At 41.5% G+C, this 22,188-nt stretch carries 18 protein-coding genes; 11 read left to right on the top strand and 7 right to left on the bottom strand.

Annotated features, from left to right (window positions below; genetic code table 11):
- Positions 1-51: 51 nt before the first annotated feature.
- Positions 52-1,974, bottom strand: a complete 1,923-nt coding sequence (dnaK, locus tag GSF04_RS00915) for a molecular chaperone DnaK (RefSeq protein ID WP_102058005.1) — start codon at positions 1,972-1,974, stop codon at positions 52-54.
- Positions 1,975-2,236: 262 nt separating this feature from the next.
- Between dnaK and GSF04_RS00920 the strand changes: the two genes are divergently transcribed.
- Genes GSF04_RS00920 through GSF04_RS00935 form a run of 4 tightly spaced genes read left to right on the top strand, consistent with a single transcriptional unit; the run spans position 2,237 to position 6,516 of the window.
- Positions 2,237-3,031: a thioesterase family protein gene (locus GSF04_RS00920; protein ID WP_211857136.1), complete on the top strand. Its 795-nt coding sequence runs from the start codon at positions 2,237-2,239 to the stop codon at positions 3,029-3,031.
- Between the two features lie 60 nt (positions 3,032-3,091).
- Positions 3,092-4,285: a PqiA/YebS family transporter subunit gene (locus tag GSF04_RS00925; RefSeq protein WP_211857137.1), complete on the top strand. Its 1,194-nt coding sequence runs from the start codon at positions 3,092-3,094 to the stop codon at positions 4,283-4,285.
- Positions 4,282-5,937: an intermembrane transport protein PqiB gene (gene pqiB / locus GSF04_RS00930; RefSeq protein WP_039495072.1), complete on the top strand. Its 1,656-nt coding sequence runs from the start codon at positions 4,282-4,284 to the stop codon at positions 5,935-5,937. The genes GSF04_RS00925 and pqiB overlap by 4 nt, the downstream gene beginning before the upstream one ends.
- Positions 5,938-6,516, top strand: coding sequence for an ABC-type transport auxiliary lipoprotein family protein (locus GSF04_RS00935; RefSeq protein WP_211857139.1), 579 nt, complete (start codon positions 5,938-5,940; stop codon positions 6,514-6,516).
- On the opposite strand, the gene GSF04_RS00940 is transcribed toward GSF04_RS00935, so the two are convergent.
- Both GSF04_RS00940 and GSF04_RS00945 read right to left on the bottom strand, forming a co-directional pair.
- On the bottom strand, positions 6,511-7,020 hold the full coding sequence (locus GSF04_RS00940; RefSeq protein WP_069019298.1) for a GNAT family N-acetyltransferase: 510 nt from the start codon (positions 7,018-7,020) through the stop codon (positions 6,511-6,513). The two genes, GSF04_RS00935 and GSF04_RS00940, sit on opposite strands and share 6 nt — an antisense overlap.
- Positions 7,021-7,385: 365 nt before the next feature.
- The gene (locus GSF04_RS00945) at positions 7,386-10,271 is read right to left on the bottom strand and encodes an insulinase family protein (RefSeq protein WP_211857141.1); all 2,886 of its coding nucleotides are present in this window, start codon (positions 10,269-10,271) and stop codon (positions 7,386-7,388) included.
- 117 nt (positions 10,272-10,388) lie between these two features.
- On the opposite strand from GSF04_RS00945, the gene GSF04_RS00950 reads away from it, so the two are divergent.
- From GSF04_RS00950 to ushA, 3 genes are all read left to right on the top strand, one after another.
- Positions 10,389-10,811, top strand: a complete 423-nt coding sequence (locus GSF04_RS00950; protein ID WP_211857143.1) for an MAPEG family protein — start codon at positions 10,389-10,391, stop codon at positions 10,809-10,811.
- Between the two features lie 102 nt (positions 10,812-10,913).
- Positions 10,914-11,105 carry a hypothetical protein gene (locus tag GSF04_RS00955; protein ID WP_039495063.1) on the top strand — a complete coding sequence of 64 codons (192 nt, stop codon included), beginning with the start codon at positions 10,914-10,916 and terminating at the stop codon, positions 11,103-11,105.
- Between the two features lie 63 nt (positions 11,106-11,168).
- Positions 11,169-12,758 (top strand): bifunctional UDP-sugar hydrolase/5'-nucleotidase UshA, encoded by a 1,590-nt coding sequence (gene ushA / locus GSF04_RS00960; RefSeq protein WP_211857145.1) that lies wholly within the window; start codon positions 11,169-11,171, stop codon positions 12,756-12,758.
- A gap of 51 nt (positions 12,759-12,809) precedes the next feature.
- On the opposite strand, the gene GSF04_RS00965 is transcribed toward ushA, so the two are convergent.
- Both GSF04_RS00965 and GSF04_RS00970 read right to left on the bottom strand, forming a co-directional pair.
- Positions 12,810-13,736, bottom strand: a complete 927-nt coding sequence (locus GSF04_RS00965) for a hypothetical protein (RefSeq protein WP_045990333.1) — start codon at positions 13,734-13,736, stop codon at positions 12,810-12,812.
- The gene (locus GSF04_RS00970; protein ID WP_239359039.1) at positions 13,726-14,463 is read right to left on the bottom strand and encodes a PhnD/SsuA/transferrin family substrate-binding protein; all 738 of its coding nucleotides are present in this window, start codon (positions 14,461-14,463) and stop codon (positions 13,726-13,728) included. Before GSF04_RS00970 ends, GSF04_RS00965 begins: the two co-directional genes overlap by 11 nt.
- 378 nt (positions 14,464-14,841) lie before the next feature.
- Here GSF04_RS00970 and GSF04_RS00975 point away from each other — a divergent pair, with 378 nt between their 5' ends.
- A complete protein-coding gene (locus GSF04_RS00975; RefSeq protein ID WP_039495059.1) occupies positions 14,842-15,702 on the top strand; it encodes a S1/P1 nuclease in 861 nt (286 codons plus the stop codon).
- 34 nt (positions 15,703-15,736) lie between these two features.
- A complete protein-coding gene (locus GSF04_RS00980) occupies positions 15,737-18,901 on the top strand; it encodes a TonB-dependent receptor (RefSeq protein WP_045990331.1) in 3,165 nt (1,054 codons plus the stop codon).
- A 401-nt stretch (positions 18,902-19,302) separates the two neighbouring features.
- Here GSF04_RS00980 and GSF04_RS00985 read toward each other — a convergent pair whose 3' ends face one another.
- Positions 19,303-19,788 (bottom strand): MarR family transcriptional regulator, encoded by a 486-nt coding sequence (locus GSF04_RS00985; protein WP_211857147.1) that lies wholly within the window; start codon positions 19,786-19,788, stop codon positions 19,303-19,305.
- Positions 19,789-19,900: 112 nt separating this feature from the next.
- Between GSF04_RS00985 and hmgA the strand changes: the two genes are divergently transcribed.
- Complete coding sequence (gene hmgA / locus GSF04_RS00990) at positions 19,901-21,196, top strand: homogentisate 1,2-dioxygenase (RefSeq protein ID WP_010373117.1); 1,296 nt, start codon at positions 19,901-19,903, stop codon at positions 21,194-21,196.
- Positions 21,197-21,204: 8 nt separating this feature from the next.
- The gene (maiA, locus tag GSF04_RS00995) at positions 21,205-21,831 is read left to right on the top strand and encodes a maleylacetoacetate isomerase (protein WP_211857458.1); all 627 of its coding nucleotides are present in this window, start codon (positions 21,205-21,207) and stop codon (positions 21,829-21,831) included.
- Between the two features lie 74 nt (positions 21,832-21,905).
- Here maiA and GSF04_RS01000 read toward each other — a convergent pair whose 3' ends face one another.
- Positions 21,906-22,136 carry a TIGR02647 family protein gene (locus GSF04_RS01000; RefSeq protein ID WP_010373121.1) on the bottom strand — a complete coding sequence of 77 codons (231 nt, stop codon included), beginning with the start codon at positions 22,134-22,136 and terminating at the stop codon, positions 21,906-21,908.
- Positions 22,137-22,188 lie beyond the last annotated feature (52 nt).

The raw sequence follows: 22,188 nt of genomic DNA on the forward strand, positions 1-22,188 counted from the left end.
GTAGGGCGCGACAAGCCATACAGCCAGCGCGCCCTCCTTCAAGACCTACAATTACTTGTCGTCTTTAACTTCTTCAAATTCAGCGTCAACTACGTCGTCGTCTTTTTTCGCTGAACCTTGTTGGGCACCTGCGTCACCGCCAGCTTGTTGAGCTTGCGCTTTTGCTTGAGCGATTTCCATAAGCTTTTGCGATTTCTCTGCTAGTGCTTGTGTCTTAGCATCAATTTCGTCTTTGCTATCACTCTTGATTGCTGCTTCTAGCTCGCCAAGTGCAGCTTCAATTGCTGTCTTGTCATCAGCTGGAAGGTCGTCACCCGCTTCTTCAACTTGCTTGCGTGTAGCATGAACAAGTGCATCAGCTTGGTTACGAGCGCCAACTAGTTCTTCAAACTTTTTATCTTCTTCTGCGTTTGCTTCTGCATCACGTACCATTTTTTCAACTTCATCGTCGCTTAGACCTGAAGAAGCTTGGATTGTGATCTTCTGCTCTTTACCTGTGTCCTTGTCTTTCGCAGACACATGTAAGATACCATCAGCATCCACATCAAAAGTAACTTCGATTTGTGGCACACCGCGCTGCGCTGGGCGAATACCTTCTAGGTTGAATTGACCTAGAGACTTGTTATCACTTGAACGCTTACGCTCACCCTGTAGTACGTGAATTGTTACTGCAGACTGATTGTCTTCTGCTGTCGAGAAAGTTTGCGACTTCTTGGTTGGAATAGTCGTGTTTTTCTCAATTAACGCAGTCATTACCTGACCCATAGTCTCAATACCTAGAGACAGAGGACAAACGTCAAGTAGTAGTACGTCTTTCACGTCACCCGCAAGTACACCACCTTGAACCGCCGCACCAACTGCTACCGCTTCATCAGGGTTAACGTCTTTACGTGGCTCTTTGCCAAAGAATTCAGCTACTGTTTTCTGTACCAGTGGCATACGTGTTTGACCACCAACTAGGATGATGTCATTTACGTCGTTTACAGAAAGGTCTGCATCAGCAAGTGCACGTTTTAGTGGCTCGATTGATTGCGCAACTAAGTCTTCAACTAGTGACTCAAGTTTTGCACGAGTTAGCTTAACGTTCATGTGCTTAGGACCTGTTGCATCAGCAGTAACGTAAGGTAGATTTACCTCAGTTTGCTGTGCTGAAGACAACTCGATCTTCGCTTTCTCAGCCGCTTCCTTAACACGCTGCATCGCTAGCGGGTCGGTTTTTAGGTCGATGCCTTGGTCTTTCTTAAATTCTGCAACTAGGTAGTTGATAACGCGGTTATCAAAGTCTTCACCACCTAGGTGAGTGTCACCGTTAGTTGCTAGTACTTCAAAGGTGTGCTCGCCTTCAACTTCATCAATCTCGATGATTGAGATATCGAATGTACCACCACCTAAGTCGTATACTGCAACAACGTTGTCGCCTTGCTTCTTATCCATGCCGTAGGCAAGTGCTGCTGCTGTCGGCTCATTGATAATGCGCTTAACTTCAAGACCTGCGATACGACCAGCATCTTTTGTTGCTTGACGCTGTGAATCGTTGAAATATGCAGGAACTGTAATAACTGCTTCAGTTACTGGTTCACCAAGGAAATCTTCAGCTGTTTTCTTCATTTTCTTAAGAACTTCAGCTGAGATCTGAGGTGCAGCTCTTTTCTCCCCACGTACTTCAACCCAAGCGTCGCCGTTGTCCGCTTTTACGATGTTGAAAGGCATGATGCTAAGGTCACGCTGTACTTCTTCATCTTCAAAACGACGACCAATTAGACGCTTGATAGCATAAAGTGTATTTTTAGGGTTAGTCACTGCCTGGCGTTTTGCTGGCTGACCTACTAGTGTTTCACCATCATCTGTAAATGCAATAACAGAAGGAGTTGTGCGGTCGCCCTCAGCATTTTCAATAACGCGCGGCTTGTCACCATCAAGTACCGCTACGCAAGAGTTAGTAGTACCTAAATCGATTCCAATAATTTTACCCATGAATCATCTCCGACTTCAAAATTCGTTGTTCAGTTAGTTGATTTGATAAATAAGGTCACCGATTTGTAATTCAAGCGTCACAACTAAAAAAAAATGAAAAAATTTGAAATTTTTTTGCTTTTCGAACGTTTCGGTCAAAAAATCACCCTTAATTGCTTATTTTGAAACAAGTGAAGAAGAAAATACGATGTATTTGACGCTTGATTACCTGGTTAGACCAGTTATGCTAAGTGCAACATAATAAATAATGAGAAATGACAACATGACATTTGATGAAATTATTCAGTCGGAGCCTTTACAGCAAGCGCAAACACAAATGACGTTTCCTGCAAGTTGGTGTCAAGGCCGCACTGCGTTTGGCGGATTGTCTGCGGCAATCGCGGTGCAAAGCATGAAGCATCAACTGACAGAGCCTCGTCGACTGCTCTCTGTGAGCGTAAATTTTGTCGGACCACTGCTAGAAGGCGCACCATTTACCGTTGCAACAACCATTTTGCGTAGCGGCAAAAATGCAACCCAAATGCAAACTCAACTGATCCAGTCAGGCGAGGTTTGTCTTATTGCTATCGGGTGCTTTGGCAAGGATAGAGAATCTGGTATCCAAGTTGCAAATGCGGATAGCCCTACTCTTTCAGATGTCAATCCAAAGGCTGTTCTTCCATATCAAGAAGATGTGATGCCTGCATTTTTCCAACATGTCGCGCTCAATGCTCAGCAAGGCGCTTTGCCATTTTCCGGCGCACCATCTTCAAATCTAGGTGGTTGGATGCGATTTAAAGCACAAACTACATCGGTAAATGAACTACATACACTAGCTCTTGCTGATTCATGGCCGCCAACCTTACTCCAGATGTGTAAAGCGCCAAGCCCCGCCAGCAGTATGTCTTGGTACATAGAATTTTTGTGTGATATTTCACTCGACTCAGACTCTTGGCTGGGCTTTGAAGCCGTGACCCACCATAGCCAAAATGGTTATGGTATTGAAGATGCTAAAATTTGGTCACAAGATGGCAAGCTGCTCGCCCTAAGCCGCCAAACCGTCGCGGTATTTGATTAACATTGATAAATTTGGGCGCATCAAGCAAACTAGCATAAAAGGAAATCAACGGATTTTTGTGTGATTACAGCTTGCCCTGAATGCGATACGCTTGTTGAAATAGACGCTATCGAGTCCCAAAAGCGTGCGGTGTGCCCAAACTGTCGATGCGTGTTGTGTCATGTACAAGGACACCAAAACCAATTAGTACAAGCCTTCAGCTTTTCTGCGTTACTATTTTTATTCGCAAGCTTATTTCCAGACTTTATCTCCTACACGCAACACGGTATCACTCAAGTTGTAAGCCTCTGGCAAGCGCTCATATTGTTAGCTGAACATTACAGCTATTTTCTAGCTGGGTTATTTGCCTTCACTATTTTAGTTATGCCTGTTGCCGTATGCTCGTTGCTACTACTTGCACACACCGAGTATTGGCAAATCATCAATGCGCACAATGCCCGGCATTTAGCCAAATTACTTTCAGCACTAAAACCGCTTAATCTCACAGATATATTTTTAGTCGCCGTGCTCGTGAGCGCTTTTAAATTAATGTCTTTCGCTGAATTGGAGATGGGCCTTGGGTTTTGGGCCTATATTCTGTTCGTTTTGTGTTTTATTGAAGCGCTCTCACTTTTCGATCACGAGTACATGTGGCGTAATCAGACTCAATGTAATCGTCACCTAATGGAGCCACAGAATTTATCTTCCACGCTAAAACGTTGCAAGGTTTGTGGCTTTTTGGGTGAAGGTGAAAAATGTCAGCGTTGCTACGCCAAACTAAAATACCGCAAATCTCAATCAACGCAAAAAAGCTTAGCTTGGATGCTCACCAGCGTCGTGCTACTTGTACCTGCTAATTTTCTGCCCATCATGGATACCATCAGTCTTGGGCTTCATACTCCTGCAACGATTTTTTCCGGCGTTCAAGTGCTTTGGGAAGCCGGCTCTTATCCCGTAGCAACACTTATTTTTCTCGCAAGTATATGTATTCCTATCGCAAAAGCGTTACTATTGAGTTACTTACTTGTACGAGTTAAAAAACCCAAAGACCCAATCACAGCAACAAAAGTGTACCGCTTGCTCGAATTTATTGGTCGCTGGTCGATGATAGATGTGTTTGTGGTGATCATCTTAGTGTCTTTGGTACAACTTGGTACGGTGCTAAATGTCGAGCCGGAAATTGGTATCGTGTTTTTTACTTTGATGGTGCTTTGCCAAATTGCAGCCGTTAATAGTTTTGATCCGAGATTATTGTGGGATAAAAATAGTCAATGACTACTCAAGCCGATATAGAAGACAAACCAAAATTTTCAGTGATTTGGATTATTCCAATTATCGCGTTGCTCATCACAGGCTGGATGTTATATCAACATCAGGCAAATAAAGGCCACACTATTTTTATAAAAATGACTGACGCAGATGGCATAATTGCAGGCAAAACTGAAGTGAGAGTAAAAAGCGTTAAGGTCGGGTTAGTCGAGTCATTAAAGCTTGAGTTAGCGCAAAATGCAGTGATTGCAAAAGTTAGGATTTTACAGCCCTACCGTGATTTATTGGCTGAAGATTCCTCTTTTTGGGTAGTAAAACCTAGAATTGATGAATCCGGCATCTCAGGCATGAATACGCTACTCTCTGGAGTATATATAGAGCTCTCCCCTGGTGATGCAAAAACACGTTCGAGCATATTCACCTTAATGGATGAGCCTGCATTAATTGGCTCAGAGGTGCAAGGAAAGCGCTACCAACTCGTGGCTTCAGATGCTGAAGTATTAGACGTTGGCTCCAGTATTTTTTTCCGCAATTATAAAGTGGGTCAGGTTGAGTCTGCGCACTTTAGTGTCGAAAGCTTAAAAATGGAATATGGTATTTTCATCTATTCGCCATACGATACCCTTATCACAGACAACGCTATTTTCTGGATTAGTTCCGGCATTGATTTTAAACTATCAACGGAAGGCGTTGAAGTGTCGACAGGATCGCTAGCAAAGATGATCAAGGGCGGGATTTCTGTTGACTATCCACCAACTATGCCAAGCGGCACTGCGGCGCTCGAAAACAAAACCTACGCCTTACACAAAAACTTTGCAATGGCTTTAGAGCAACGTTTTGATCACTTTGATTACTATCTCATTGAGTTTGAGCAATCAATTCGAGGACTTCGAGCTGGCGCACCAATTGAATATAGAGGTATGCGAATTGGTACGATAGAGCAAGTTCCTGCGACTGGTGTTAGCGACGATAGACCTTTATACTTTCAACAAAATAACACTTCTGTGCCTGTATTGGTTAAAATTGAGTACGGCCGCATTTACGAAGATGCACAGCTTGCACAAACATATTGGTCAGAAAATATAGACAAATGGATTAGCAGCGGCCTTAGAGCGTCACTAAAAAGTGGCAATTTGTTAACAGGTGCGGTATATATAGAGTTAGACTTTTATCCAAGTGCAGAAGTCGTTAGTTCAAACAAAACGACTATTTATCCAGTATTACCTAGCGTTCCGAGCGGTATTACAGCACTTTCTGAACAGGTCACAAGCTTACTGAACAAGTTAAATGGGTTACCTCTTGAAACAACTGTTAAGGAACTAGAAGGTGCCCTTCAGCAACACAGGTTACTAGCAATGGAAATGAATCAACTCGTAGAGTCTATCAATAATAACAATATAACAGACAAGGTTGGCGGTAATTTAACGAGCTTAAAAGATACGTTAAGCCAGCTCACATCAAGCTTGAAGCAATTTGAGCAAACCATGACTCAGTACCAAAAAGGTTCAGGTGTTATGGATCAACTTAGTAATACCCTTGAAGAACTTGAAAGTTTGTCAAATCGCTTAAAGCCTATTTCTAAAGGGTTGAATGAGCAACCGAATATGCTTATTTTCAATAAAGAGAGCGGTACAGATCCACTCCCAAGGAAAAAATAGATGAAGACTGGCTTAGCGACATTTTTGCTTTTATTTTGTTTAACGGGCTGTATAACGAATCCATCGCAGCCGGTTAGTTATTATCAGTTAGAAGCAAAGAGTGTCGCTGACGAAAAGCAAGTTGAGCTCAATCACGTTCTCTTGGTTGATAAAGTGCAGTTGATTGAACTATTCGATCAACAAGCATTAGTGCAATATCAACCAGAAAACAAAGTAAATATCGCTAACTTTCATTTTTGGGCTCAGCCACCTTCCGATATGCTGACTTGGAATTTAGTCAACGCGTTAAATGCAACCAATAAAACCACAGCAATAAAAAGTGATAAGTTTTATCGCAACACGCAGGAGCATCAACGCCTCGTAGTAGAAATTAACGAGTTTGCAGGGCACTTTGAAAAAGGTGCTGTGATGAGTGGAACTTGGTATCTTTATCAGTACAAAGAAGGGAACTATCAGCTAACCCAAGTGCAGCCATTCCAATTTGAAGCAACGCTTGAGCAGGATGGCTTTAGTGCTCTTGTATCTGCACATCAAAAAAACTTTAACCAACTAACTGCACAAATAAGTCTGCATTTATAGTTGACACTCAAACACCACTACAGGTGTTAAGTCATTATCAATTATTATTTTACCAATACGACTAAATCCCACTTTGCTAAGTAGGTTAATGCTGTTGCGGTTACTTTCTAATGTAATAGCACCTAACTTGATGTAGCTTTGTTCTAATTTAGCATGTTCCATAAGTAACCTAACGGCCTCAGACGCATAGCCTTTTCCGGTAAACTCATCTAAAAGCGCATAACCTAAGTCTGGAATATTAAAAAAAGGTCTTTGATATAAGCCACACAACCCAATACTAGTATTGCTGCTTGCTTCTACAACGATGTAAGCTGCTGGCTTACCAATTTGATAGGGAATAAGGTAAGCTTGCTCGATATGCTCCTCAGCTTGTTGTTGCGTTTTTATGCCTTTATCACGGATGTTATCGATAAAGCTTTTTTGATTCAAAAGCCTGAGTAAGAAGCCGGCATCATTTAAAGTTGCTTTCCTTAAAAAGATCCGTTCTCCCATCGCTATCGTCATTCTGCCTCCAAAAATATCATAATTAACCTGAGGTTTGGATAAGGAATGTTCCAACTCATTGTTTCTAAAGCACAACTTAGTTTTTTCCTTGTCTAGCCAGAGAGTTTTAGGGAAAACACCGCTTCCGCGTCCTGCTCTCGCTAAGGTACCTACATCCTGTAGGCAAGGCGAATTTACGCACCAATAGCTGGCTATTGGAAGTGAATTCAACGCAGTTAGCGCTAAAACTAGCTGCTAGAAAGGCATTAATTATCCGCAGCTCAGGTTAATTAACTTCCATGGGAACTTTAGCATTTACATAAGCGAATAAAAAAGCTGGGAAACGAATTTGCCCAGCTTTTCATTACTACTGAAATACCGACTGGTTACTGTTGGAATTTCACGTTTTTATACATTTGCTCAACTGAGTCTAGTTTAGTTTGCTTCGGTAAATCTGCAAACGGCTCAGCTTGGAACTTAGCACCGCGTAATTGAATATTTAATCTAGCAGCATCGGTGTTCATTACAGTTTGCTGATAGTACGCTTTAATATCTTCTAATGTGACCGCTTTAACTGCAGCGATTAACTTAGCTTCGGAATCAAACGCCATATTTTCTTTGAACCAATCGCCTATTAATGGTTGTAGTTCTTCAGAAAGGTTTTTTGGCTCTTCGGTTAATGAGACTAACACTGCATTTTTTAACTGCTCAAACGTTGCCCCATCTAACGTGGCTAAGTCTTTAGCGTATTCATCTTTATACGCGTCAAAGCGAGCTTGCATGCTTTTAGCATCTTTTACCGGTGTTTGAATATAGAAGCCTAGCGCTGAATATTCGTCAATAGCGACACTCGTTGCGCCAACCGCATACGCTAGCTGCTCTTCGGTTCTCAGACGTTCAAACGCCGCCGTCCTTAAGTGCCCTTGAAGCACCATCGCCGCCGCCTTTTGCGCATAGCCTTTGATTGGGTGCACTGCAAAATCGATCACAGCAACATCGGCAACATCAATGTCTTGTTGCCATACCAGTGTCTGCTTTTGCTCTGGTTGCCAATATTTAGCACGTGCGTACTCGGTCACTTTTTGGCGTTTAGGCAGCGCATTATCAAGCGTCTCTTTTACTGTTTGCAAATCGGCTTTGTCGTAGTTGCCATAGGCAAAAACACGAACTTGGTTATTCGTCAGAATTTGATTCTGCACTTTATCTAAGTCTGCCAGAGTCAAAGATTTAGCTGCTGATATCAATGCGGAGTCATCATAACTTCCTGAACGGATAAGTTTTTGATAAACACCGAAAGCTTGTCTGAATGGGAATTCTTTTTCTTGGTTTTTAATGCCGCGTACGTAACGATCAATGGCTTGGTCAAATGCTCGCTTATTCGTTTCTACACGAACACCAGAGAGCGCATCCTTTATTAATAAAGCTTGCTTATCAGTAAAACCTGAAATATCTAGCATTATCCCATTTGCAGGAGTCAGCCCAAGATGCATACCCGCTATGCTCGCTTCTGTCATTAACTTTGCTTTATCCAAACGGTATAAATCAGCCCAAATCGACAGTGCAACCTCAGTTTTGATGTCTTTTAATGCACTAGGGTTATTGACGTAGATTTTCAGACTACCTTTAGGCTGTTGGTAGAAACGCTCACTCGCAGCATGCCAAACCGTTACGCCATCAGCATCAATAACCTTCTGAACGCCCTTTTTCGCATCATCCGCAGATGTTTTCAGTGCGAAGTTTTCAGGTAGCAAGGTATTTACACTAGGAAGTGCTAAATCGAAATTTGCCTCTTCTTTCCATTTATCAAAATCGCTACGCTTTAAGTCTACAATCTGATATTCACCATCATAGAAGTGTAGTTTTGCATCAGTAGGTTCATCTTTACTGATATACCATACCCGCATTTGCTCAGGCGTTAATTGCTTCAAGACAGCATTAACAGCATCAGCATCAAACTGCGCATAGTAGTAGCTCGCATTGATAGCGTGGTTCATTGGGTAATGCTGCATGCTATCCGCGAGGTTACTGACGTAACCAAACTCATCGCCTTTTTCTAAAAACCTAAATTGATTATTTAGCGACGTTTGGATTTCCTTGAAGTAACGGCTATCGACTCCTTTTTCACGGATCATATCGATATAATCAAGTACCGTACCTGTAATTAACTCGCGTTGCTTTAAGCCCTCATCGGTTAACTGAATATCAATCTGCAATGTTCCATAGTTGCCATAACTATTTGGTGTCGCGAATGCGCTTAACGATGAGATTAAGCCTTTATCTTTTAGTACTTGAGCTGGGCTACCCGCCATTTCATTACTTAGAAGGTATGTAATGAAATAGTTCGGTTTAACCGCAAACGCGCTTGCGTTGTTTTTGATAGTGAAATCAAGTTGTAGCGTCTTTACGTCTTCATTTGGTTTGTAGTGGACCAACTTCTGCCCAACGTTATCGAAGTTAAGCGATTGCTTAACCCCTGGCTTCTCGATGTTTTTATTCTTGATTGTCGTGAAATGCTTTTTCGCTTTTGCCACCATCCGCTCAATCGGCTCGTTAGAAATCATGGCTAACTTCATGATATTCGCAGAGTAGTACTTATCATAAAAAGCAACGGTCTCTTGATGTAGTTTGCTACCTTCTTTATCACCTAACGTTTCTAGGTTACCAATAAGAAAGCGATTAGCTGGATGCTCTCCCATCATGTTTCGTGCAAGTTTAAATTGACCAAAAAAGTCCATTTCACGACGCATAGACCACTCTGCGTTTACTGCATTTTTTTCTTTTTCTGTGTACTCAGGGTAAAGCTTTGGAGATTTAAAGAAGTCGGAGAACCTGTCTAACGCCTCATCATAGGCATCGTTGTTCACTTTGAACATATAATTAGTAATATCCAACCAAGTGTAAGCATTGTGTGCACCACCGTTTTTGGTCATGAACTCAGAATAACCTTTGCTATCTGGATACTTTTCTGTACCAAGGAATAGCATATGTTCAAGATAGTGCGCCATCCCTTGCTGAGACATAGGATCGTGTAGTAGACCAACGCCAACACTCAGCGCTGCCGCTGACTTCGATACAGATGGATCTGATACCAAAATGACTTCAATGCCATTTTCCAAGGTTAACGTTTGATATTGTCTATCATCATTAGGACTTACAACCAGTTGCTCTGAAAGAAGATTCTCAGTCGTGTCTGAATGATTAAGTGAAGAAGTTGTACCACATCCAGTCAAAACTGCTAAGGTAAGTGTGCTAATTGCGAATAGCTTTTTCATAAAACAATCCATTATTGTGATAATTACTTTTTGGAACCAGACTATCATCGTCATTCGACTAAGCTTTTGCAATATAGAAATTTTTTGTTTTGTAACACTTCGTAAACTGAGGAATCTATGCCGACATCCATTTATTTACTGCTCGCCGCGCTATTTTTACAAACTCTACTGACCTTAGTCATCATGGTCATTATGGGGAAACGTCGATTTAAAGCTGCACGAGAAAAACAGATCCAGTTTGATCAATTCAAAACCATGGCGCTCGACAACGCGCCCGAAGAAGTCATTCTGGCATCCAGAAATTTTACTAATCAGTTCGAAATTCCCGTGTTGTTTTTTGTGGTTTCTCTTGCCGCACTCGCAATGAAACTTGTTACGTTGTGGTTCAGCATCTTCGCCCTACTGTTTGTAATTAATCGTATTGCGCATGCCTATGTTCATATCGGTAGTAATCATATTCGAACGCGTTTTCGCCTCTACCTTGCAGGATGTGCCTTCATTGTGTTGCAGTGGATCACATTACTTTTAACACTTATATAACTAAAAATAATAAAAATGCCATCCGTTTTAGCTAATTGTTCTTTAATCTCTGAGCCAATTTGTTAGCATGGCGATGGCAAAAAGAACAACAGGGGCACATAGATGAAACAGGATAATGATATCTGCGATTTTGGACTTCATGCTGGAGAGCCATACTCCACGCTGCCAGCGAGCTTTTTAAACTGGATGATAGAAACAGACCATGCAAAATGTGAGTTAGCTAAGTTTGAACTGGACAGAAGAGTATCTGCGGTGGCACAAAACACCAGAAAATATAGCAATTTTGAGTGTTAGCACTATTAAAATAATTATAATGTTCTAGAATACGCGCATAATTTATCAAATAGCTTCTAAATTATGCGCAACTTACTTATTCTTTCAACGGCTTTGCTATTATCAGCATGCCACTTTTCTTCTCCTAAGCAGTCGCAACAAGCAGAATACCTAACCGTATTACACACCAACGATAATCATGGTCGTTTTTGGCAAAATGAAAAAGGTGAATATGGTATGGCTGCCAGAAAAACCTTAATTGATCAATTAAAGAGTGATGCCGAAAAAGCGGGACATGCCGTTATATTGCTTTCTGGAGGCGATATAAACACGGGTGTACCAGAATCTGATTTACAGTTTGCCGAACCTGATTTTAAGGGAATGCGTAAACTCGGTTACGATGCCATGGCGATTGGTAACCATGAATTTGACAACACTCGAGATGTACTAGCCAAACAAATTGAGTGGGCAAGCTTCCCAGTACTGTCAGCAAATATTCTTGATAATACAAATCAAATGCCAGCATACGAGCCTTACACAATTATTGAGCGTGCAGGATTAACCATTGCTGTCCTTGGACTTACGACAATTGATACTGTTAAAATTGCCAACCCAAAGCATGTTCATGGCCTTACTTTTATTGAGCCTTTAGCAGCCACAGAAAACTGGGTTCCTAAGATCAAAGCCAAATACCACCCAGATGTAATGATTGCTGTTACACATATGGGCCACTATCACGGTGCTAATCATGGTATCAATGCACCCGGTGATGTAACGCTTGCGCGCCGACTTCCTAAAGGTATGCTTGATTTGATAGTCGGTGGACATTCTCAAGAACCGGTCTGTGTTGACGACAATGGTAACGAGGACACAGCTTTTGCTCCTGGCAAAACATGTAAGCCTGATAATCAAAATGGTGTTTGGATTATGCAAGCACATGAGTGGGGTAAGTATGTGGGTAAAGCCGTATTTAGGGTTGATGGTGATACAAAAACCTTGATTAGCTATAACTTAATCCCAGTAAACTTAAAAAATAAAGCTGGTTCTGTGATTGGTGAAACTATTCAAGAAGATCCTCAAATGCTCGCTTTTTTAACACCTTTCCAAGAAAAAGGGCAAGCGCAAATAGCTGGTGCTGTGGGATACGTTGATAGTTTCTTAGATGGCCGTCGCAGTACAGTGAGATTCAAGCAAAGCAACCTCGCAGATCTTATCATTAACGCGCAAATGGCAGCTGTCGAAGCAGACTTTGGCATTATCAGCGGCGGCGGGATCAGAGATAGCATAGAGCAAGGTGATGTCAGCTACAAAGATGTGCTGAAAGTTCATCCATTTAAAAATCGCATTACTTATATAGACTGGAAGGCCAACGACCTAATTAACTACTTAAACATTGTCGCCAAGTTCCCACCTGACTCTGGTGCTTACTTACAGTTCCACCATATTACGTTTGATATCAAGAACGATAAGGTAACCAATGTTCGTATAGCGGGCGAGCCATTGACTGACGGTAAGACCTACCGCATGAGTGTGAATAGTTATAATGCATCTGGTGGTGACGGTTATCCAAAGATTAATCATCTTCCAGAATATACCGCTACCGACCTAACTGATGCACAGGTCCTCAAAGATTACTTCCAAAAGAATAGCCCTATAAAGGCCGTGGATTTATAAAAAGGCACCTCATATAAAGCGGTGTGATGCACCGCTTTATATGCATTCATTCTATTTACCAATAATATCAATATCTGACTTTTTCACTCCACTCAGTCCGTAGCTATGTAATTTAGAACGAGACCCTTCTCCATGCGCCTTCGGAGGATAAAACAGCACCTTTTTCTCTGGGCATGCGTCTAATACCTCATCTAGTGCAGCTCTAATTTCACTTAATGTTTTTTCTAAACTATTAGTAAAGTTCGGTCGTTTTCTAATGGTATGCCCAAGCTCAACTAAACGGTAAAAGTATTTATCAGCGAGATCCAACAACTCCTTTGGCATCTCTTTGTTTTGATTGAGAACAGTATCGGGATTTACATCGCAAAACTCAACAAGCGCTAAATAGAAGCATAATGGTTTGTTGGCAAGCTGGACACTTACTAGTTTGTCTCTATTCGTCGTTACTGTTTTTGAATACAAATCAATAACAAGCTTAAATTCCGGTAACTTTTCTAGCGCTTGGTTTGAACTTACCTTCGCCTCAATACCTTTTCTTCTCACCCAGTTGAACACTGCTACGCCGATAAATGCCATAATCAGTGGAAAAATATAGGCTGATTTAGGTTTAGTATCATCTAATGAGACCGCGACATAGAAGTTTCTGTGCGGCGCAGATAATGTTAGTACTTCACTTTTTTCACCCTGACCTGCTCCAGACGTATTAATGTCAAGAACAGTTAAACGGGCATCTTGGGCGTCTAACACTGTATTGAGTGAGTTTATATATTCTCTTAACTCAGTTTCATTACCTGCATAATGTAAAAAAGGATCTGCGACAGGTAAACGATTCATATCAATAGCAACACGAAGCGCAACCGCTTCTTTTTGTTGCTTCAAAACCCGCTTAGTTTCAATACTTTGAGAAATGTAGAAAATGCCGCTAAATAACAGTGCCAAAGCAATAAAAACGGATATATTACGCTGGCTAACTTCCATCTTCTTCTCCGATAAAGCCATAAGGTAAGGCTTCACATTGCCAGTATCTATCTACCTTATCAAAGTAACTAGATGTTCTTAATTGAGCCACCTGGTTAATAATTCCCTGCATTGCACAAGCTAAGTCAGTGTTATTGTTGTTCATTTTTAAATACCATTTACTGCCACTAACATTATTTGCAATTGGCGTAATGTAATTCTTTGAAAACCGCTGCTCATCTTCTTCGGACCAATAAGAAGCTATAATATCAACTTCGCCAGCAGCTAACCGATCGCGGAGCGCTTGATGCGAGCTTAAATAGGTAATATCGAGCGCATTAATATCGATATCTAACTCTTTAAACGCACTTTTTGGTAATATGTGGCCAGAGCGACTTGTTGGATAGTCAAGCAAACCTATTTTTTTATCTAAGAAATACGATTTAGATAGTTTAGGTTTTTCTGTATTTGAGATAAAAAAGGCGGAATAAGCCGGATAACCGATAACAGGCTTATAACTATGCGTTGATTCGGCCATCAAAGCCGACATGATGTTGTCTTTCGTTAAAATAAGATCGGCGATCCCCTTCGCAAGAAACTCTATTTGCTCAGCGAGACTTCCGCCCCAATACACTTTCACTTGCCCATATTGCCTAGTGACCACTTCATCTTCACACGCTCTAACTAATACGTCTAACGCGAGACTTTTAATCGGAACATGTATTTTTAACGTGTTGATATTAGACACTGAACGTGTTTTGCAGGTATTTGAATACTGGACGACGGGATCAAGAGTTAGAGGCTTTGCCGATATTAACCGAGCCCCTAAAATCCAGCACAATAATGCGCTTATAAACAACAAAGATACAATTGTTGATTTACCAGTCAAAATGTTACTATATATCACTAATTGGAATAACCTATCCTTTCTTGACCGCTATTAGATCAATTTTCTTTACTCATTGCAATAGGTAATTTTACCAATAACTCGTAACCAGTTGAATTCATTGCTTTATTGACAAGAAATTATGAATCTTATTGAGTCCTTTTATTTTGTTGAAAAATACGGACAATTGGCCTCACTTTTCGGTTGGGAAGATTGTTCCCTTTTCTACAAGAGATACAAATGTTACGTAAAAGCTTGTCATTACTTTTCGCTGTAGGGATGACTATAACGACGTCAAGTGCACACGCCTGGGGTCAAAATGGTCATAGGATCATTGGCGAATTGGCTGAGGCACATTTAACCGAGCAGACTCGCGTTGCGATTCAACCTTTATTAGAAGGTGACTCTCTGGCTGAAATTTCAACTTGGGCTGATGAGATGCGTTCGGATCCAGGCACGTTTTGGCGTAAACAATCTTCGAAGTGGCATTACATCAACATCGACAACCCAAAAGCAATGCATGAGCACGTTCATGCCGATTTGAATGACAAAGAAAAAGTAAAACACATCCTAGATGGCATCTACTATTCCATCAATACGCTAAAATCAGAATCCAAATCAATTGATGAAAAGCGTTTTGCATTCCGTTTCCTGGTTCACCTTGTAGGTGACAGTCATCAACCGTTTCACGCAGGTCGCGGCAAAGACCGTGGCGGTAACATGATTAAAGTAAAATTTTTTGGCAGTGATTCAAACTTACACAGCACTTGGGACACCAAATTAATCGAAAATGAGAATCTTTCATTTACCGAGTTTACACGTTTTATTCAAACCACAAATAATGAAATAATTGCTGAATACTTAGACAGCTCGCCAGCGGATTGGTTGCTTGAGTCAAATAATATTGCTGAAAAAGTTTATAACAGCAATGAAACTGAAATAAGTTACGGTTACATTTATAAATATATGCCAACAATTAAATTTAGGCTGCAACAAGGTGGCATTAGATTAGCTGGCCTATTAAACCAAATTTATGATCCTAATTCTAAACCGCTGGTTTCATCATTGAAGTCAGCAAATAAAATAACAGTTAACCATTAGTTTAAAATAACCTACTAACACGGGAAACAACATAATGAAAATCCAACTTCGCAAAAATGCACTTACGCTTGCTATCGCTGCAAGTTTAGGCATGAGTGGCATGGCGGTTGCGGCAGATACATCTTCGTCTATCAAAGGACAGATTGTAGGACCTCAAGGTAATCCAGCTGCAGACACTAAGATTATCATCGTTCACGAACCGACAGGTACACGCCGCGTTGTTACAACGAATGACACTGGTACGTACAACGCATCAGGTCTTCGCGTTGGTGGTCCATATACCATCACTATCGACTCAAACAAATTCCGTGACGCTGAGCTGCGTAACGTTTACCTATCACTAGGTGAAGCACAAAAGATCGACCAGCAGCTAAGCGAATTGCAAATGGAGTCTATCGTAGTTACTGGTACTCCAGTACTATTTAACTCCTCTGCAAACGACACTTATTACGGTGCAGATGCAATCAAGAGCACGCCTAGTATCAACCGTGATATTAAAGACGTAGTAAGAAATAACCCGCTAGTTGTTATCCAACCTGGTAGCGACAGCTCAATGACAATCGCAGGCTCAAACCCGCGTACAAACTCTATTACTGTTGATGGTATTCCGCTAAACGATGACTTCGGTCTTAACTCTGGTGGTTACCCAACACAGCGTAACCCATTCCCTCTAGACGCACTTGACCAAGTAACCGTTCAAGTAGCACCAACAAATGCTAAATCAAGCGGCTTTACTGGTGGTAACGTTGACGCGGTATTTAAGTCTGGTACTAACGAAATCACTGGTAGCGTTTTCTATGAGAAAATGACTGACAGCTGGGCAGGTACTCCAAAAAACAATGGTAAAGAAGTTCCACTAGAGTTTGAAGAAGAGAACTATGGCTTCTCAATCGGTGCGCCTCTTATCGAAAACAAACTATTCTTCTTCGGTGCTTACGAAAAGTATGAATCTCCTCAGTCAATTGAGTGGGGCCCTGCAGGTTCTGGTATTGGCGCTAACGAGACAAAAATCACACAAAACGACTTAGCAGAAGTACGCAAAATTGCTTCTGAAGTATATGGTGTTGATAACATCGGTGGTGCAGACACTCAACCACAACTAGAAGATGAAAAATACATCATCAAACTAGATTGGAACATCAACGACTATCATCGTGCAAACTTTATCTACATGTTCAATGAAGGTAACCGCACAAACAACATGACTGATGATGCTGATGATCTACACCTAAGCACTTATTGGTACAATAAATCTGAGAAACTAAATAACTTCAGCTCAACACTATACTCTGACTGGACAGATGATTTCTCAACGCAAATCAGTATCACAAGCAAATCTGTTGAAACTGGTCAGATTTCACTTGATAGCGCACTTGGTTTAGGTGATATCAGCATCAGCAACATCGACGTAGATGGTGATGGTGTTACAGGTGACATCAGCTTTGGTTCAGATGCTAGCCGCCACTCAAACTCACTAGAAAACGACCTAACAACATTCAAGTTTGACGGTACTTACCTACTTGACGAACATACACTAGAGTTCGGTATCAAGTATGACATTCTAGACGTTGAAAACCTTTATCTAGATGGTTCTAAGGGCGTTATCACATTTAACAGCCTAGAAGACTTTGCTGCACGCCAAATTTCAAGATACACATATAGCAACGGTATCGGCAATAACCCTGATGCAGTTGCAGCGGCATTCAAACGTAAAGACCTTGCACTATACGTGAACGACCGTTGGGACTTCAGCGATGAACTAGCGTTTAGCTTTGGTCTTCGTTACGAGCGTTTAGGCTCTGACGACAAACCAGCGTTCAACCAAGACGTATTGGACAGAACGGGTTTTGATAACACTTATAACCTAGATGGCGCTGACATTTGGTTGCCTCGTGCAGGTTTCACTTACTACATGAACGAAGACGTAACTATCCGTGGTAGCGTAGGTCGTTATGCAGGTGGTAACCCTAACGTTTGGATCTCAAACTCTTACTCAAACGATGGCTTCAGTCGTCAAAACTTCTCTGCTAGTGATGTTACTGCTCCAGCAAATATCCTAAATACTATTCCGCCAGAAGCTATCGAAGGTATTAACAATGCGAATCGTGGTTCAGTTTCGAACTTTATCGATCCTAACTTCGACATTCCATCACAATGGACTTATATGCTAAATGCGGATGTAACACTTGACATCCCAGGCCTTGGTGACGGATTCGCATGGACTACAACTGCAATCTTCACAGATAAAGAAAATACCGCTGAATGGGTAAATGCTGCACTTCTTCAGGAAGGCGATGTAGTAGGTTCTACTGCTGATGGTGCATTACCATTCTACGACACCCGTGAACTTGAGATTATGCTAACGAACGCAGATAAAAACGGTCGTTCAATTATCCTAAGTACTGGTCTTTCTAAAACGTGGGATAATGGCTTCAAGTTTGATATGTCTTATACTCACCAAGATATCACTGAAGGTAACCCAGGCGGCTCTTCAACTGGTCGTAGTAACTACCGCTACGGTCACTTCTTGGATCACCAAGAAACACAAATCGGTACTTCTTCTTATGAAACTGAGCACCGTTTTGTCCTAAACCTTGGCTATTCAACAGAGTTCATTGAAAACTATAAAACGAATTTCAACCTATTCTTTGAACGCCGTTCAGGTTCAGCATACAGCCACCTAACAAGATGGCAAAACCTAACTGGTGGTCGCTTCTTCAATCAAGACTTAATTCAGCCTTCAGGCTTTGGCTCAACGTTCGGCGGTAACTACCTAGCTTATGTTCCAACGGCAAACGATGCAAACGTACTTCGTTACGAAGGTACAACTGAAGCAGAAGTACTTGCTCATTATGAGAGCTTAGGTCTGTCTGGCTATGCGGGTGGCTTCGTTGACCGTAGCGCGGCTACATCACCTTGGACAACGACTATGGATCTGTATGTTTCTCAGGAACTTCCAGGTTTCACCAAAGATCATAAAGGTGAAGTTTACTTCGTAGTGAACAACTTACTAAACCTGATTGATTCTTCAGCTGGTAAAGTTTATACGCAAGACTTTGGCACTCGTAATACGCTAAATATGGATATCGACCCTGCGACTGGTAAGTACATCATCGGCGCACCGATTACTAGCGACTATAAGTTTGAAGCAGAAGACTCAACTTACCGCATCAAGATCGGCGTACGCTACAACTTCTAATATCTACCACGTAATTAGATAATCTCCCAAAGGCCAGCGAAAGTTGGCCTTTTTTATATTTAATCCAGCTTAATATTATTTTCTAATTAATTAACCTTTATAAATTCCTGATATTAAATATAATAGAAACAGGACAAGTCATTGCTTCTGAAGAAGCAACCATACTAAATGTTAAAATGAAAGGATTATCAATATGATAAGGGATAAATTATGTTAAAACGTAAAGCTTTTATCGGCTTTGTAGTCACGATGTTATGCATAGCTATTGATTTTTTAATCATCTCTCTATCCAATCATTCACTAAAAAGCAGCGCATTTGAAATATCCATGCTCTACATGATCTATATGACTATAATATCATGTACAGAAGACCGTACGAGATAACATTCGGCGGTACTTTACTATATAGAGCTTGTTCTAAGCGAGTGTTCAAGCTCTTTTTCATCTACTGCGGACTGTAGTAATTTCAGTAGTTGTACGAACTTTTCTTTCTGCTCATCACTAAAACAACTAAGTAGCTCAGTTTCCCATGCCAATGCAAGCGGCGTTAACATTTGATAAAGCGCTCTCCCTTGTTCTGTCACTGCAATAGTTTTTGCACGTTTATCACTTGGACTCACTAACATCTCTATCAATTCTCGGTCTTGTAACTGCTTAATTGCTCTTGAAACGGTTGATTTATCCATGCTTGCCAGTTCGCAAATGTGCTTTGCGGTACTCCCCTCCTTCTGTATTGCATGAGATAACACACGCCATTGTGGCTGCGTTAATTCTCCCTTTTGTTCATAGACGTGCGCAAAGTCGTTGCTCACTTTTGTTGACAGTGAAACGAGTTGATACGGCAAAAATTCGTTTATATTCAGCAACTTTTCATTATCTTTAGACATTATTTCACACTCCCAACTGTCACTATAACTTTACAGAGCGACTAGATGACAAATATTGAAAATACTCTCACATGAGAGTATCTTACTATAAAACACAAAGGAGTCGAGACACATGAGCCAAGAACTTCAATATTTAACTGGATTTGGTAATCAATTTGAAAGTGAAGCGCTGCCGGGCGCTTTACCTATTGGTCAATTTTCACCGCAAAAAGTAAAATACGATCTTTATGCAGAGCAATATAACACCACCGCTTTTACAGCGCCTCGTGCTGATAATCGTCGAAATTGGTTCTACCGTATTCGCCCTTCTGTTTTACAAGGTGAATATGAAGCGATGGATAATGGCCTATTGCGCACGGCACCAATAACTGAAGCCGTTACTCCCCCTTCCATGTTGCGCTGGAACCCTATCGATATACCACAAGAAAAAACAGATTTTATCGATGGCTTAGTGACGATGGCAGCTAACGGCAGTGCCAATGGCCAAAGCGGGATTGGTATTCATGTTTACGTTGCTAACGCATCAATGGAAGGTCGTTATTTCTATAATGCGGATGGCGAGTTGCTGTTCGTCCCGCAGCAAGGTGAACTCATTTTACACACTGAGTGTGGAAAACTCGCAATTAAACCAGGTGAGATTGCCGTTATCCCTCGTGGTATCAAATTCAGTGTAGAGCTTTTAAGCGATACGGTGCGTGGTTATATTTGTGAAAACTACGGACACCCTTACATATTGCCTGAACGAGGCCCCGTTGGTGCGAATGGCTATACCAACGAACGTGACTTTCAATACCCCGTTGCCGCCTTTGAAGACAAAGAAGGCGATTTTGAACTCGTTGCAAAGTTTAATGGTAATCTGTTCCGCTCTGAGATTGGCCACTCACCGCTTGATGTGGTTGCATGGACAGGTAATAGCGCCCCATACAAATATGATTTAGCACGATTTAACGTAATGAACACCGTAAGCTTTGATCATCCAGATCCGTCAATCTTTACTGTACTGACTTCTCCATCAGGCACACCTGGTGTTGCAAACGTAGACTTTGTGATCTTCCCACCGCGCTGGATGGTGGCAGAAAATACATTCCGTCCGCCTTATTATCACCGTAATATCATGAGTGAGTTTATGGGCTTAATTGAAGGGGTATACGACGCCAAAGAACATGGTTTTGTTCCCGGTGGCATGAGTCTACACAACTGTATGTCTCCACATGGACCAGAAGCGGATGTATTTGAAAAGGCGAGTAATGCAGAGCTTGCACCACAGCGCTATGAAAACACACTCGCGTTTATGTTTGAGTCACGTTACATTATCTCTCCAACTAAGTATGCTTTAGAAGGCAAAGCGCGTCAGCCTAACTATGCTGATTGCTGGAAAGGCATTAAAAAGTACTTTAAAGGAGCATAAAGATTATGTTGAAACTCTATACTTATTTTCGCTCATCTGCAGCCTATCGTGTGCGTATTGCTTTAAATCTTAAAGGATTAGACCACGAGTTAGTCCCAGTAAACCTGCTTAAATCGGAGCAAAGCGGCGAGGCATATTTAAGTAAAAACGGTCAAGGGTTACTACCGGCTCTTGAAACTGAGCATGGCGTTCTTGCACAATCTTTAGCAATATTGGAGTGGCTAGAAGAAACCCAAACAGGCCAAGCATTGCTACCACAAGATCCTTGGCAAAAAGCGCAGGTAAGAAACTTTTGCTACGCCATAGCCTGTGATATCCACCCTATTGATAACCTGCGTGTGCTTAAATATCTCTCAAGTGAGCTAGGTGCATCTGATGAGCAAAAAAATGAGTGGTATCGCCACTGGGTTATCGAAGGCTTTAAAAAGCTCGAGCCTATGATAGGCGACGGTCAATTTTGCTTTGGCACGGAGCCCACACTTGCGGATGTTTGTTTAGTACCACAAGTGTTTAATGCCCTGCGCTTTAAAGTAGATATGACTGCATTTCCTAAGATCAGTCGAGTGTACGAATATTGTAATACGCTTGATGCGTTTTCTGATGCAGCGCCTGAAAATCAATTAGACGCACAATAAGGCTAGTAAACGATAAGCCAACTAAAAAGAGTGACATGCTAAGCATATCACTCTTTCAATCAAACGAACGTTTGTTATTTCAACGCGCTATAGACATGATCAAAATGGCCAATAAGGTCGTGACCAAGATCAGTCAAATAACCCCCATCGGGGCTGTCAATGACCCCTTTTTCAAATAGCCGCATCGCGGCACCTTGTATACCTTCAGGCGCACTGCTATGAATTTTTATCCCCTGATGCAAACTATGTCTTGGAAATCTAGCTAGTAAGGTCAACTCATCCAACAATTTTTGGTCTAATGCCATTGTCATTTTTCCTTATTCTTCTATAGTCATTTAACACTCTAGTTCAAAAAAC

This window comes from Pseudoalteromonas sp. A22 (assembly GCF_018141345.1).
GTDB lineage: Bacteria > Pseudomonadota > Gammaproteobacteria > Enterobacterales > Alteromonadaceae > Pseudoalteromonas > Pseudoalteromonas maricaloris.